General features: G+C 45.9%; 11 protein-coding genes. 7 read left to right on the forward strand and 4 right to left on the reverse strand.

The window, feature by feature from the left end; translation table 11 throughout:
• The first annotated feature begins 177 nt into the window (after nucleotides 1-177).
• Nucleotides 178-2298 carry a putative porin gene (locus BQ5591_RS15010; protein ID WP_071149951.1) on the forward strand — a complete coding sequence of 707 codons (2121 nt, stop codon included), beginning with the start codon at nucleotides 178-180 and terminating at the stop codon, nucleotides 2296-2298.
• Nucleotides 2299-2328: 30 nt separating this feature from the next.
• Entirely contained in the window at nucleotides 2329-3156 is an 828-nt protein-coding gene (locus BQ5591_RS15015; RefSeq protein WP_071149952.1) for a transporter substrate-binding domain-containing protein, read from the forward strand.
• Between the two features lie 5 nt (nucleotides 3157-3161).
• Here BQ5591_RS15015 and BQ5591_RS15020 read toward each other — a convergent pair whose 3' ends face one another.
• On the reverse strand, nucleotides 3162-5093 hold the full coding sequence (locus tag BQ5591_RS15020) for an NAD(+) synthase (RefSeq protein WP_071149953.1): 1932 nt from the start codon (nucleotides 5091-5093) through the stop codon (nucleotides 3162-3164).
• Between the two features lie 243 nt (nucleotides 5094-5336).
• Here BQ5591_RS15020 and BQ5591_RS15025 point away from each other — a divergent pair, with 243 nt between their 5' ends.
• The 3 genes from BQ5591_RS15025 to BQ5591_RS15035 all read left to right on the forward strand — a co-directional run bounded on the left by BQ5591_RS15025 (nucleotide 5337) and on the right by BQ5591_RS15035 (nucleotide 7932).
• On the forward strand, nucleotides 5337-5771 hold the full coding sequence (locus BQ5591_RS15025) for a Fur family transcriptional regulator (protein ID WP_071149954.1): 435 nt from the start codon (nucleotides 5337-5339) through the stop codon (nucleotides 5769-5771).
• A gap of 40 nt (nucleotides 5772-5811) precedes the next feature.
• The gene (locus BQ5591_RS15030) at nucleotides 5812-6366 is read left to right on the forward strand and encodes an NADH peroxidase (protein ID WP_022162436.1); all 555 of its coding nucleotides are present in this window, start codon (nucleotides 5812-5814) and stop codon (nucleotides 6364-6366) included.
• A 222-nt stretch (nucleotides 6367-6588) separates the two neighbouring features.
• Entirely contained in the window at nucleotides 6589-7932 is a 1344-nt protein-coding gene (locus BQ5591_RS15035; RefSeq protein ID WP_071149955.1) for an MFS transporter, read from the forward strand.
• Between the two features lie 219 nt (nucleotides 7933-8151).
• Here BQ5591_RS15035 and BQ5591_RS15040 read toward each other — a convergent pair whose 3' ends face one another.
• The 3 genes from BQ5591_RS15040 to BQ5591_RS15050 all read right to left on the reverse strand — a co-directional run bounded on the left by BQ5591_RS15040 (nucleotide 8152) and on the right by BQ5591_RS15050 (nucleotide 13395).
• The gene (locus BQ5591_RS15040; protein ID WP_071149956.1) at nucleotides 8152-9807 is read right to left on the reverse strand and encodes an IS1182 family transposase; all 1656 of its coding nucleotides are present in this window, start codon (nucleotides 9805-9807) and stop codon (nucleotides 8152-8154) included.
• A gap of 171 nt (nucleotides 9808-9978) precedes the next feature.
• On the reverse strand, nucleotides 9979-11580 hold the full coding sequence (locus BQ5591_RS15045) for a glycoside hydrolase family 43 protein (RefSeq protein ID WP_071149957.1): 1602 nt from the start codon (nucleotides 11578-11580) through the stop codon (nucleotides 9979-9981).
• 114 nt (nucleotides 11581-11694) lie between these two features.
• Nucleotides 11695-13395: a glycoside hydrolase family 43 protein gene (locus tag BQ5591_RS15050; protein WP_113740925.1), complete on the reverse strand. Its 1701-nt coding sequence runs from the start codon at nucleotides 13393-13395 to the stop codon at nucleotides 11695-11697.
• A 288-nt stretch (nucleotides 13396-13683) separates the two neighbouring features.
• Between BQ5591_RS15050 and BQ5591_RS15055 the strand changes: the two genes are divergently transcribed.
• A complete protein-coding gene (locus BQ5591_RS15055) occupies nucleotides 13684-14205 on the forward strand; it encodes an RNA polymerase sigma factor (protein WP_071149959.1) in 522 nt (173 codons plus the stop codon).
• Nucleotides 14202-14645 (forward strand): hypothetical protein, encoded by a 444-nt coding sequence (locus tag BQ5591_RS15060; protein ID WP_071149960.1) that lies wholly within the window; start codon nucleotides 14202-14204, stop codon nucleotides 14643-14645. The genes BQ5591_RS15055 and BQ5591_RS15060 overlap by 4 nt, the downstream gene beginning before the upstream one ends.

Consider the following 14645-nt stretch of genomic DNA (forward strand, 5'->3'; position numbering starts at 1 on the left):
ATACCTACTGCACCGACAGTGCAATACCTGTTGCACTCATAGTGCAGTAGGTAGTGCACTATTTTTCTTCAGTTATGCGCCTGGGCCAGCACTTACTGACTTCCAATCCTAAAAAAGAAGTAAAAAAGGGAGAATTAAAGATGCGAATAAGAATTTATTGTATCTTTGCGCCTAATTATGAGAAGATTTGTACTGACATATATATTATTAGCCATTATAGGGACTTTGGGACTGAAGGCACAAAATACCCTCACTCCCGTCAATTCGGGTACAACAATGCGCGATCAGTATGGTAATCAGGTCGATCCTAGTACGCAGCCAGACAACCTGACAGACAGCACAAGTACCCAAATCGAAAGCCTTCCTCCTAAACTATACATGTGGCATTTGAGTGAAAAACTGGGCGACCGGACCATTGTACCAGTAGACACCGTAACCCTCAACTTCCAGAACACCAATTTGGTAGAAGGAATGAACGGACACTATAACTATCTGGGTAATTTGGGTTCTCCCCGCATGTCACGCCTCTTCTTCGAACGGGGACAAGAGGAAGCACCGACCATTTTTATAGAACCTTTCTCCAGTTTCTTCTTCCGTCCGGATCAGTTCAACTTTACCAACAGTAACATCCCCTACAGCAACCTGACTTACTACAAAGCCGGAAGCAAAATAAACGGAGAAGAACGGTTTAAATCGTATTTTTCGGTCAACGCCAACAAACGGTTGGCTTTCGGATTCAATATCGACTATCTGTATGGCCGCGGCTACTACGCCAACCAGTCTACAGCCCATTTCAATGCAGGACTTTTCGCCAGTTACATCGGCCAGAAGTATCAGCTGCAGGCTATGTACAACAACTTCTTCATGAAGATGAACGAAAACGGTGGTATTGCCGATGACCAGTACATTACCCGTCCGGAAAACATGTCGGAAGGCAAACAGGAATATGAATCGACCAACATTCCTGTCAAGATGGAGCAGACCTCCAACCGTAACCATAATTTCTACGTCTACCTGACTCATCGCTACCGCCTTGGCTTCGAACGCGAAACAGTCAAAGTAGAAGAGAAGAAAGACAATCAGCAGATGAAAGCTATGGCACAACAGGGCGATAGCATTCCGCCTGTGCCACAGGACACGACGGTTACCACGGAATTTGTTCCGGTCACCAGCTTCATCCATACACTGAAAATAGAACGCTCCAGCCATCGCTACCGTGCCGGAAGCGAAACCGACGGTATGTACAACCGTACTTATTACCAGAACGGATTCAGTAACGACTCGACAGTTGCGTTCAGTGTGAAAAATACATTCGGTATAGCTCTGCTCGAAGGATTCAACAAATATGCCAAGGCCGGACTTACAGCCTACATCTCACATAAATTCAGCCGATACGAGATGATGGGTGACACGTTGATTACAGCTCCCCGCCCACTCAGCCAGTACACCGAACAGGAAGTGTATGTAGGAGGCGAACTGGCCAAACGCGAAGGAAAGACCTTGCACTACAGAGTAGACGGCGAGGTAGGTATCGTAGACAAGGCATTGGGACAGTTCCGTGTGCACGGCGATTTGGATCTGAATTTCCGTTTATGGAAAGATACCGTCAACCTTTATGCACGCGGCTACATCACGAATACATTGCCCTCTTTCTATATGCGTCATTATCACTCCAACCACTTCTATTGGGACAATGACAATATGGATAAAGAGTTCCGTACCCGTGTCGAAGGCGAGCTGAACATTGACCGCTGGAGAACCAACCTGCGGGCCGGTGTAGAAAACATAAAGAACTACACCTACTTCAATCAGCATGCATTACCTGCCCAAAACAGTGGCAACATCCAGGTGATTGATGCTACACTGAAACAGGACTTCAAACTTGGTATTTTCCATCTGGACAATGAAGTCACCTGGCAGAAATCGAGTAACGAGACAGTCCTGCCGTTACCGCAACTTTCTCTTTACCACAACTTCTATCTGCTGACCAAGATTGCCAAGAAAGTCTTGACTGTTCAACTGGGAGCCGACGTACGCTACTTCACCGAATACCATGCACCTGCATACACCCCGGCTATCCAGCAGTTCACCCTTCAGGCAGCCGATGATCAGGTGAAAATTGGTGGTTACCCGATAGTCAATGTCTATGCCAATCTGCAGTTGAAGCGTACACGTATCTTCGTCATGATGTATCACGTCAACGCTGGTATGGGCAACCGCAACTATTTCCTTGTTCCGCACCACCCCATCAACCCCCGTCTGCTGAAACTGGGTGTATCGTGGAACTTCTATGATTAATTTATCAAAGAGAGAGCTAGAAACCCATCCATGAACAAGAAGAAATTACTGAAATATCTTGTACTCGGAATCGTTGCAACGCTGATTGCCACGTTTCTTCTTCCTTCGAAAGAAAAACAAGTCACCCATCCCCGCGACTATCATGAGATAGCAGGCGAAGGCACCATCCATGTGGCAACCGAATACAATTCCATCAGTTTCTTTGTTAACGGCGATACATTATCCGGATTCCACTACGAACTGATTGAAGCATTCGCACGCGACCACAGCCTGAAAACAGTCATCACTCCTGAAATGAGTTTTGAAAAACGGCTGCAAGGACTGGCCGAAGGGAAGTTTGACGTGATAGCTTACGACGTCCTTGCCACCAGCGAACTGAAGGACTCGCTCTTGCTCACCCATCCGATTGCGCTGAACAAAGAAGTGCTGGTACAACGCAAGCCACATACTTCGCAAGACTCAGCCTTGTTCATCAAAAATCAACTGGAACTGGCCGGAAAGACACTGCACGTAGTCAAAGACGCTCCTTCGATTCTGCGCATCCGCAACCTGAGCCATGAGATAGCCGACACAATCTATATAAAAGAAATAGAGAAATACGGACCTGAGCAACTGATAGCAATGGTAGCACACGGTGACATTGATTATGCCGTATGCAACGAAAGCATAGCCCGCATGGCTATCGACAGCCTGCCTCAAATTGATATTTCTACCGACATCAGTTTTACGCAGTTCTATTCCTGGGCAGTCAGCAAACAGTCGCCAGCCCTGCTGGACAGTCTCAACACCTGGCTCGATACTTTCAAGAAGACCCAGACATACAAGAAGCTATATCAGAAATATTATTTGAAGCCTTAGGAAAATCAACCTAAGACTTCAATTTCTTTCAGCCATGCACTGGAAGAGGCATCGCTTGGCATCCTCCAATCGCCACGAGGGCTGATGGCAATACTTCCCACCTTCGGACCATCAGGCAGACAAGAACGCTTGAACTGCTGGTTAAAGAAGCGACGGAAGAAAGTCGACAACCACTTCTTGATGGTTTCGTCATCGTAAACGCCCTTAAAGGTGCGTGTCGCCAACAGATATATCTTGGAAGGACGGAAACCGCAACGCAGGAAATAATAAAGGAAAAAGTCATGCAATTCGTAAGGGCCTACCAAGTCTTCGGTAATCTGCTTGATGTTACCGGCTTCGTCGGCAGGAATCAGCTCCGGACTGATGGGTGTATCTACAATATCGAGCAGAGTTGCACGCGATGTTTCGTCCATACCATTCTCTGCTACCCACTTCACCAGATGTTTTACCAATGTTTTGGGAACACTTCCGTTGACCCCATACATGGACATGTGGTCTCCATTGTAAGTAGCCCATCCCAAAGCCAGCTCCGACAAATCGCCTGTACCGATCACCAGTCCGGAAGTCTGGTTGGCGATATCCATCAGTATCTGAGTACGTTCACGGGCCTGCGAATTTTCATATACCACATCGTGCACGTTTATGTCATGGTCTATATCCTTGAAATGCTGAATGCAAGCTTCCTTAATGCTTACCTCGCGTACTGTAACTCCCAACGAATTCATCAGTTCTACCGCATTGGTATGTGTACGGTCGGTAGTACCAAATCCAGGCATAGTCACACCTACAATCCCTTTGCGCGACCATCCCAGTTTATCGAAAGTCCTTACGCACACCAATAAGGCCAATGTAGAGTCCAATCCGCCCGAAATGCCCACAACGGCACTTTTAGCATGAGTGTGTTGCAGCCTCTGTGCAAGTCCCGAAGTCTGGATAGCAAAAATCTCCTCGCAACGTTCGTCCAGCGTAGATCCCTGCGGCACAAACGGATGAGCGTCAAACGTACGGGTCAGGTTCAGTTCCTTACTGTTCACATATTCCGTAGAGATACGCGACACGGGAGCATCAAGCGGCGTATACGAACGGCACGTTGCAAACGTTGTATTCACCCTACGCTCGGTTCGAAGATATTCTACATCAATCTCGCCGATAACAATCTGTTCTTCGAACGAGAAACGCTTGCTTGCCGCCAGCAAAGTGCCATTCTCATAAATCAACCCATTGCCGGCAAAAACAACATCGGTCGTAGACTCACCAAAACCGCACGAACTAAATACATATCCGGCAATGCAACGGGCCGACTGCTGACTGATGAGCGAACGAAGATAAGCATGTTTACCTATCGCTTCCGTATCGGCCGACATATTGAACACAATTTCGGCTCCCTGCAAAGCCAACATAGAACTCGGTGGAACGGGGGCCCACAGATCCTCACAGATTTCTATGCCGAAAGTCGTATCAGAAGTTTCGAACAACAGATTCTTTCCTAAGGGAGCCACCTGGCCGCATAAGCGAACAGAGTCGTCCTTTATCTCACAAGCCGAAGTAAACCAGCGCTTCTCGTAAAACTCTTTATAATTGGGTAAATATGTCTTAGGCACTACGCCCAGCACTTTTCCTTTCTGAATAACTACTGCCGCATTCAGTAACGAGCCATTCAGAGCAACAGGCATCCCGACAATCGAAATAATGTCAAGCTGGCGTGTATTGTTTACAATCTGAATCAAACCCATTTCAGCTTCTTCTATCAGAAGTTGCTGGGCAAACAGGTCACCACAAGTATACCCTGTGATACTCAGTTCCGGAAAAGTGATAATCTGAACACCTTTTCCTTCGGCAATGATAATTTGCTTTTCTATCTGTCCTGCATTAAACTTACAGTCTGCCACCTTGACACAAGGAATGGCAGCCGCCACTTTTACATATCCGTAATTCATATTCTATATAGTTATAATGAATATCTGCTACCCTTCCAGCCCCAAACGGCGAACTGATTGCCCAAAGTCCAATGTCCTCACTGAGCATTTACCGAAATTTGCAGATAACCACATTATTATATTATAAAATGCAAAAATAGAGATAAACTTTGTTTTTTCACCAAAATCTTTTGGATATTTCCAGGAAGTGACTATCTTTGCAAAAGAATTAAAAATGTAATCATTACAAGTTTGAAGATTTTAATGGAGAGTATAAATGTCATAGAACGTCTGCAAGTGCATAACATTAAACCATCAGTTCAACGTATTGCTATTATGAAATACCTGATGGAACATTGCACACATCCTACAGTAGACGACATCTATACAGCACTCTCTCCGGAAATTCCGACCTTGTCGAAGACCACTGTATACAACACATTGAAGCTGTTGAGCGAACAAGGTGCTGCTCTGACCTTGACGATAGATGAGCGGAATACATGCTATGATGCCGATACGGCTCCTCATGCTCATTTTCTGTGCAAACGGTGTGGGAAGATTTACGATTTGGGTACACAAATAGCCAACCAACCAACAGAAGAAATGAATGTAGAAGGACATAGCGTGCACGAGATGCACTATTATTTCAAAGGTATTTGCAAACATTGTATTGAAGAACAAGAAACAAACAAGAGATAACTAAAGTAATTTCAACTAATTAATTTAAAATCTGAGAAAAATGAAAAAGTTTAGATGCACAGTCTGCGGTTACGTATATGAAGGAGACGCAGCTCCCGAGAAATGCCCTTTGTGTAAAGCACCTGCAAGCAAGTTTGTAGAAGTAGAAGAAGCTGTAGCTGGCGGTCCTTTGACATTCGCTGACGAACATGTTATCGGTGTAGCCAAAGGTTGCGACGACGAAATGATCAAGGACTTGAACAACCACTTCATGGGCGAATGTACAGAAGTTGGTATGTACTTGGCTATGAGCCGTCAGGCTGACCGCGAAGGCTATCCTGAAGTAGCTGAAGCTTTCAAGCGTTATGCTTGGGAAGAAGCTGAACATGCAGCTAAATTCGCTGAATTGCTGGGCGACTGCGTATGGGACACCAAGACTAACCTTGAAAAGAGAATGAACGCTGAGTCTGGCGCTTGCGAAGACAAGAAGCGTATCGCTACTCGTGCTAAAGCACTGAATCTGGATGCTATCCACGATACAGTTCACGAAATGGCTAAGGACGAGGCTCGTCACGGTAAAGGTTTCGAAGGCCTGTACAACCGCTATTTCAAATAAATAGATATTAGTAGCCTAACTATCTGATAAATATCACTCAACGTGATAAACTATACTGGTTCCAACTCATAGGGCACATGCTCGGGTTGGAACCAGTTTTATTTTTGCTTCTCGGACAATACCCCCCAAAAAGATATTTTCATTTTTTATTCCACTTGGTTTAAATTATCTTTGCAACCGGAAAAATGATTGATTACAAACCATTAAAAAACTCTTATTTAAATGATCAAATTCTCGCGCGCCTTTTGGACAGCCAACGCCTCCGAGCTGTTTGAACGTATGGCCTACTATGCCATTTTTATCGTAATTACCCTTTATTTGTCCAACACACTTGGTTTCAACGACCTCGAAGCCAGTCTGATATCAGGTTTATTCTCGGGCGGACTTTATTTTCTGCCCATGTTTACCGGTGCCTTTGCCGACAAAATAGGTTACCGGAAAGCTATCCTGATAGCCTTCACCCTGCTGACTATCGGTTATCTGGGCTTGGGAATGCTCCCTTTGATGCTCGAATCATCGGGACTGGTAGTGTATGGTGAGAAAACCCAGTTTACGGGTATTGAGACCAGCAACCTGCGCATGCTCATCGTACCCATTATGATTATCCTCGTCGTAGGCGGCTCGTTCATCAAGTCCATCATTTCGGCTTCGGTAGCACGCGAAACGACTTCGGAAACCCGGGCACGCGGCTACTCCATCTTCTATATGATGGTCAACATCGGTGCCTTCACAGGAAAGTGTTTCGTCGATCCGCTCCGCTCGATCGTAGGCGATGAGGCTTATATCTATATCAACTTTCTGTCGGCCACCTTATGTTTCGTAGCGTTAGCCACCATCTTCCTGTTTTTCCACTCAACCAACACAAGTGGACAGGGCAAAAGCATGGCCGAAGTTTTCAAAGGATTGGGCAAAGTATTCACCAACGGGCGTCTGCTGCTCCTGATACTGATTGTTACCGGTTTCTGGATGATTCAGCATCAGATGTACGCCACCATGCCCAAGTATGTCATCCGTATGGCTGGCGAGACGGCTCGTCCGGGCTGGATAGCCAATGTCAATCCGTTTGTTGTTGTCTTGCTGGTCAACCTTGTCACCCGGCTGATGGCACGCCGCAAGGCTTTGACCTCGATGACCGTAGGCATGTTCCTCATTCCGCTGTCGGCACTGATTATGGCGGCAGGAAATCTCTTTAGCGGTGACATTATGGGCATGCATCCTATCACCGTCATGATGATTGCCGGTATTGCCGTACAGGCCATAGCAGAGTGCTTTATCTCGCCGCGCTATATGGAATTCTTTTCGCTACAGGCTCCTAAAGGAGAAGAAGGACTGTATCTGGGCTTCAGCCATCTGCACTCATTCCTGGCATCTGTGCTGGGCTTCGGTCTGTCGGGTATACTGCTTACAGCCTACTGCCCCGACCCTGCCCTGTTCGACACTACCGCAGAATGGGAGGCAGCATCGGCAAACGCACATTACATCTGGTATTGGTTCACCGGTATCGGTGCCATCTCGGCCATCGCTCTCATCATTTATGCCAAGATGACTCAGAAAACGACCAAGTAAGGTCTTATATAAAAACCTGGCAGGTTTTGTGTAAAAACGAGCCTGGTTTTGCACAAAAACAAGTCGGGTTTTACATAAAAACAAGTCAGGTTTTCATTGAAAACAAGCCTGGTTTTGTACGAAAACCTGGTTGGTTTTATACCCAAAACAAAGAGGGTGTGTCGTAATACGCGATTCACCCTCTTTTCTTTATCAGCGATAAGAGCGTAGTTAACTCTTTCAGGCAGCGATATTCTGAAGATAATCTCGATTATTTTGTTCCCAATAGCTTAAATGAGCGGTAATAAGGCCGTAAAGGTGTTTAATTGGCCAATTTATACCCTCTTTATTCATCTTGGTACACATCTTTTTTATATTGAAGGCGATGGCCAGGAAGGAAAAGTCCATAAGAACCTTGTCCTTCCCAAAATGACGGAAGCGCTTGTAGTTCATGTTGAATTTTATCTGTCCAAATACAGCTTCCGGCTCTATACACCTTTGCCCTCTGTATTTCAACCCTTCTTCGGAACAGAGAAGTTCCCGGGCTTTCTGTTTGTATATCCTGAGTCGGTGATTCAGTTCTATCGTCCTGTTTCCTTTAGCTTTAAAACACAGACATCTTAACGGACATCCTTCGCATCTGACAGCCCTATACCTGACATATTCGACTACATATCCGGATTCGGTTTTCGTATGCCTGGTACCTACCCTCTGCATCTTTTGCCCCATTGGACAGACGCAGTAATCCTGTTCTTCATTGTAGAAAAAGTTTTCGGCCTTAAAAGGATCCGGTTTAAATCTTGGCCGCTGCTCCATGTGGAAATAATTGTATTTGACGTATGCTTCCATCCCGTTTTCCGACATAAAGTGGTAATTCTCTTCTGATCCGTAACCGGAATCAGCAACCACCGTATGAGCCAACTGCCCGTATCTGTCGGCAAAGGACTTCAGAAAGGGAATCATCGTCAAGGTGTCAGTCGGATTCGGAAAAAGAGAATAATCGATAATGAATTGATTTTCCGTAGCAATCTGAAGATTATATCCGGGCTTTGTCTGACCGTTACGCATGGCATCCTCCTTCATTCTCATAAAGGTGGCTTCTTTGTCTGTCTTGGAATAAGAGTTACGATCCTGGAGATTGTCCAGATGGTTATTGTATTCCTGAAGCTTATCTCTATGTGCTTCCAGTTCTTTCAGCTGCTTGCGTTTCTTTTTCAGCGCAGATTTCTGCTCTTTCGTGGAAGGCTCTGCAGCCTGTTCAAGGACATTGCGTAATTCCCCAGCCATTTCTGTCAACATGGAAGGGGTAAACTCAATTCCATCGTTGTTTTCCGAAGCTTTTTCCTGAGCGATGACGTCATCTATTTGGCTTAACAAAACACTGATTTTCTTCATCAGGCGTTCACGATTATGTTCAACAGTCTTCCGCCATACAAAAGTATATTTGTTGGCCTTGGACTCAATCTTTGTTCCGTCAATATATTCCACATTCAGACTGATGAAACCTTTGGATGAAAGCAGAAGTACGGTTTGGGTAAACACTTCGTTAATCTCCTTCTTCACCCGATTACGGAAACGGTTGATAGTAATAAAGTCCGGTTTCTCATAACCGGCTAACCAAATGTAATGGATATCACGATGAAGAAGCCTTTCTATTTTCCGGCAGGAGTATATATTGTTCATATAGGCATACAAGATAACCTTTAGCATCATCTTGGGATGGTAAGGACTACGGCCGCATTCTTTATATAACTTCCTGAAACCTTCAAGATTCAGGCTTTCAACCAAAGCGTCAACCATGCGTACAGGATCGTTTTCGGCAATATCTTCATCGATTCTTTGCGGAAAAAGTACCGTTTGGTTGGGAGTGTATGGACGAAAATGTATCTTTGTCATATGTATAGATCTTTATGCTTAAAGATACAAAATCTTTAGGTAATAACAAAGCCCCAGCTTGTGAAAGTCGGGGCTTTGTGCTAAAAAAAAGAAGGTGTGCTTTTTGACACACCTTCTTCTGTTTTCTTGCATATTCCTTAGCTTGCGGATATGCTTTGTTTATGATACACCTTATTGTATTCGGGTATAGTTAAAGAAATCCACGTCGACATAACCACCAAGTTGTTTCGTCGCATAGTTGAAGATACCGAACTTGGTACCCATGAAGAATCTGCGATAATCAAATATCATCTTGAAGTCCGTACCTATCTTCTTCCAGTTCTTATTGTCAAGGCTGTAATAGAAAGCAGCGATGTCTTTGTGGACACGGAAGTCAGCATCGATACGCAGATAAATCTTATCCTGCTTCAACTCTACACGTTCTTTTTCTTCAGCATCTACTCCCAAGACAGCTTTATCAGAGTCGCGCAACTTCACTACGGCGGTAGACATGGTCAGATAACGCTTATTTCCTTCTGCAATAATGGACAGCAGACCGGAATCGCCATTAAAGGCCGAGAATCCGGAAATGTCGCCATCCTTCATGTGCGAAATGTCCAATGCAACAACTCCGCTACATTGCGGACCTTCCATACGTTGTGTCAGCGTGTTGGGAGCTAGGAAGATGTTATCGACCACCCTTGACGTCTTCAAACGCAAGAATCCCGAGCGGTCTGTCAGCGACCAGGCTTCATTCACCGGATTGTGGTTCCATTGCCAATGAATGTCCAGCTTATCGGCATCGAACGAATCGCTTACCACCAACGGAATGGTAGGACAACCCTGTACAGGCTTCTTCATCGTCAAAGGTACACGTCCGTTTTCATCGCCCAGCATCGGCCAACCGTCAATCCAACGGCAAGGCATCAGGGTAAGTACACGTCCTACTCCGCCTCTGTCTTGGAAGATAACCCCGTACCAGTTACCCTTACTGTCGTCGACAATCGTTCCTTGGCCTACGTAGGGGAAGCCACCGAAATCGCTCTCCAGGATAACTTTCTTTTCATACGGTCCTGCAATGTTGTCGGCACGGTAGCATACCTGACGACGTTTCCCGCCCTGGGGCCAGGAAATCATCAGCAGATAGTACTTGCCATCATGCTTGATGAAACGGCTACCTTCGAGCAAACCGTTTTCGCTTGCATCGCGTTCGAACACCTTGATAGGCTTACTGCCAGGCATTACGTCTGACAAGTCGGGTTTCAACTCGCGCATCTCGCCTGTTCCGTAGAACACGTATACCTTGTCATCGTCATCGAAGAAGAGCGAAGCATCGTGAAAATGCGGTGTGCGCGCAGCCAGTGTCCAACCCTTTTTCGGATCGGTTGTTGTGTATACATACCCTCTGTAAGGCTGGTCGTTGGGCGAGAAATACAGATAGAACTTTCCCTTATGGTAACGGATAGAGGTTGCCCACTGTCCGCGTCCGTAAGCCGTACCTTCTTTCAGGTCGTAGCGCGGAGTGTCCGTCAGCTTGTCGAATACATAACTGGCTATCTCCCAATTGACCAAATCCTTCGAGTGCATGACCGGCGCGCCGGGCATCAGGTGCATGGTTGTACTGACCAGATAGAAATCGTCACCTACACGGATTACATCCGGGTCGGGCACATCGGCCCACATCATGGGATTGACAAACTTCGTGGTGTCCGCAGGTGCTTGCAATGCCTGAAGCTGTGCTCCGTAACTTCCAAGCGAAGACAGGAGCATTAATGAAACTATAATTTTCTTCATCGTATATTGTTTTATTCGGGTTTCACAGTAGTTTAAATCAGGTTTATCCGTACTAAGCTGTCGGTTTAATGCGACCGACTAAACCGACAGTTTGTTTTCAGGTACAGCAATTGCTTACGGACGAATATCATTGGTCAGTGTAGCATACAGTCCAATCAGGCTGCCGGTAAATCCGCCTGCTACATTTGTCGAAAGAATATCGCCCGAAACGGTTCCGCCCAGATTGGTGTATTCGCCACCTTCGACAGCATAGTTGAAACGATAATCGTTACCATCGGCCACTACCTGCAAGGAAACAGGAGCCTCCACGTCGATTTTCGTACTTGCTACAATCGTAGTCTGGCCTTTAGCTGTCTTTGCCAATACGAGCAGATAGTCCTTATCCTTCTTGGTCACACCAAATACATAGTTGAAACGTTCGTTCTGATAGCAAGTCAGTCCGGCCAGTTCGTTTTCGGCTTTAGGCTTGAACTTCAGTGTTGTTGAAGCCGAGAAGCTGCTGTGCTGCTGACGATAGAACAAGGTAGAAGTCGGTTTTACCTCTTTAATATTGGTTGCAAACGGAGTAATCTGCAGACCTCCTTTCTTGGCGATAGAAATGAACTTCTCACGAGGACCACGCAGACCTATCCAACGCAGGTCCAGACTGTCTGAAGCAAAACTGTCTTCGAACTTGAAGTTACCGTTCGGGAAGAAACCGTCTTTGCCAGCCTTATATTCAACACCTTTCGGCAGTTTCAGCTTGCACTCCAAAGGAATCAGACCATTCTCGAATACGGGGAAGTCGCCGCTCCAGTCTACAGGTAGGATGAATGTCTCACGACCAGCGTTCACCATGTCCTTTTCATTAGGACGAATAGCCAGGAACACACCGTAATACTTTCCGTCCGGACCTTCTACCAAGTCGGCATGTCCAGCCCAGTCTACCTTGTTGGCACGATTCTGCGGGAAATAACGTTGGGTCAGGATGGGATTGGAAGGAGCGGGCGTATAAGGACCTTTCGGGTCGTCTGCCACAAAAATCACTTCACTGTGCCAACCACCTGTACCGCCTTCGGCACACATCAGGTAGTAACGTCCGTCCTTTTTATAAATGTGCGGACCTTCAATCCAGATGGGTTTCTTCTTGATGTCTACACCACCATCGACAATGATTTTATCCGTACCCGGAATCACACGGTCGTTCTCGACATCATAATCCCAAATCTTAATGACACGGTGTCCTTCGTATTGTTCTTTTCCTCTGTCCGGTGCATCATTGTGTACCAGGTAAGCCTTTCCATTATCATCAAAAAACAAGGAAGGGTCAATACCGCCGAACTGCAACTTGATAGGATCACTCCAGCCTTTCATCGGGTCTTGTGTCTTCACAACCATGTTGCCAAAGCCACCCGAGAACTGAGTAGTAATCATGTAGAAAGTATCATTATTCTTATTATAAGATATAGCCGGAGCATATACTCCTGCACTGATGCCGCAGTCTTCCACCTTCAACTGAGACTCACGGTCGAGCACGTGGCCAATCTGCTTCCAGTTCACCAGGTCGGTCGAATGGAAAATAGGCACACCCGGAAACATGGCAAAGGATGAATTGACCAGATAATAATCGCCTCCCTTGCGCGTAATGCTTGGGTCGGGATAGCATCCCTGCAAAATCGGATTATAGAATTCACCCGGCTGCAACGGATTTTCCTTATAGATTTTGTCATCGCCCTGATAGACGAAGTTGGTAAATACCGGCGCGTTTTTCGGCGCTTTCTCTTTGGCCTCAACCGAAACTCCCGAAGCCAAGAACAGGCAGGTAAGCACCGCCATGGTCTTCCGGTTGCACAACCATTCAAAATTAAATTTGGATGTTTTCATGTGATTAAATTGATTAATGAATATATCGCTTTTCTTAAATTTCTCCTTCAAAGATAAACGTTCTGTTCTATACCGGCAGCATAATTTTGTTACAGAAACTTTCGTTTATATATCATCATTAAAAAAAGTTCCGGATGTAACACCAACGAAAGAAAATGTTACGTGAGTGTAAGTAATCAGGCAAAAAAATACCATCTTTGATGTCACGTTTGGCTTTTCTGTTCGTCTTACCAATGAAAAATGGAACTAAAACAATTTAAAATAGCCGTACTTCCGCTTCGCAGCAAGTTGCTGAACTATGCCCGAAGACTGACCGATGACCCGGATGATGCCGAAGATGCCGTGCAGGAAACCATGCTCAGACTATGGAACCGCCGAACAGAACTGGAGCAATACCGCAGCATCGAAGCCTTCGCCATGACATTGGTTCACAACCTGTGCATGGACCTCTGGCGAACCCGGCGAAACGAATACGTTTCGCTGGACAATGTGTCCAACAGCACATCCGAAGCAACTCCGGAACAGCTACTGGAGATAAAAGACGAAATAAAGCTGATGCGTACCATCATACAATCGCTGCCACCCCTGCAACGTACCATCATGCAGATGAAAGACATCGAAGAGTATGAAACTGACGAAATAGCAGAAATAACCGGATGCTCGGCCGAAGCCATACGGAGCAATCTGTCGAGAGCCCGCAAAAAAGTGAGAGATACATATCTGCAAACCATACAAGCAAGAAAAAGGAGAAACGAACAATGAAAATTAACGAGTTACTAAACAAATACTTCGACGGCGAAACATCCTGCGAAGAAGAACGCGAGCTGCGACGCTTCTTTGCCGAGGAAGAAGTGCCGGAAGAACTGCAAGTCTACCGTCCCCTGTTCGCTTGTCTGGACCAGGAAGCACAAAAGTTCCGCCTTGAACAATCAGAGACAGAGAAGAAGAAGACCGCCCCCGTGCAATCTTATTCGCTCAAACGGCGTCGCTGGCTTTACTTCTTGGGTGGTGCCGCCGCCTCAATAGCCTTGTTCATAGGCAGCATGCAACTGTTTCCGGTGCCCAATGCTTCTGAAAACTACGTCATCATCAACGGAAAGCGTTATACGGACGAAGCACTTATAAAGGAAAAAGCCATGGAAGCCTTGCAGAACGTACACTTCACCGACGAAGAAATCAATGATTTGTTGTTTCAATTCTAA

Origin of the sequence: Bacteroides ndongoniae (genome assembly GCF_900108345.1) — a bacterium.
Classification (GTDB): Bacteria; Bacteroidota; Bacteroidia; order Bacteroidales; family Bacteroidaceae; genus Bacteroides; species Bacteroides ndongoniae.

Excerpts from the sequence above, each read along its gene's own strand:
- BQ5591_RS15010 (WP_071149951.1), top strand. The coding sequence starts at position 178 with ATGAGAAGATTTGTACTGACATATATATTATTAGCCATTATAGGGACT.
- BQ5591_RS15015 (WP_071149952.1), top strand. The coding sequence starts at position 2,329 with ATGAACAAGAAGAAATTACTGAAATATCTTGTACTCGGAATCGTTGCA.
- BQ5591_RS15020 (WP_071149953.1), bottom strand. The coding sequence starts at position 5,093 with ATGAATTACGGATATGTAAAAGTGGCGGCTGCCATTCCTTGTGTCAAG.
- BQ5591_RS15025 (WP_071149954.1), top strand. The coding sequence starts at position 5,337 with ATGGAGAGTATAAATGTCATAGAACGTCTGCAAGTGCATAACATTAAA.
- BQ5591_RS15030 (WP_022162436.1), top strand. The coding sequence starts at position 5,812 with ATGAAAAAGTTTAGATGCACAGTCTGCGGTTACGTATATGAAGGAGAC.
- BQ5591_RS15035 (WP_071149955.1), top strand. The coding sequence starts at position 6,589 with ATGATCAAATTCTCGCGCGCCTTTTGGACAGCCAACGCCTCCGAGCTG.
- BQ5591_RS15040 (WP_071149956.1), bottom strand. The coding sequence starts at position 9,807 with ATGACAAAGATACATTTTCGTCCATACACTCCCAACCAAACGGTACTT.
- BQ5591_RS15045 (WP_071149957.1), bottom strand. The coding sequence starts at position 11,580 with ATGAAGAAAATTATAGTTTCATTAATGCTCCTGTCTTCGCTTGGAAGT.
- BQ5591_RS15050 (WP_113740925.1), bottom strand. The coding sequence starts at position 13,395 with ATGGCGGTGCTTACCTGCCTGTTCTTGGCTTCGGGAGTTTCGGTTGAG.
- BQ5591_RS15055 (WP_071149959.1), top strand. The coding sequence starts at position 13,684 with ATGGAACTAAAACAATTTAAAATAGCCGTACTTCCGCTTCGCAGCAAG.
- BQ5591_RS15060 (WP_071149960.1), top strand. The coding sequence starts at position 14,202 with ATGAAAATTAACGAGTTACTAAACAAATACTTCGACGGCGAAACATCC.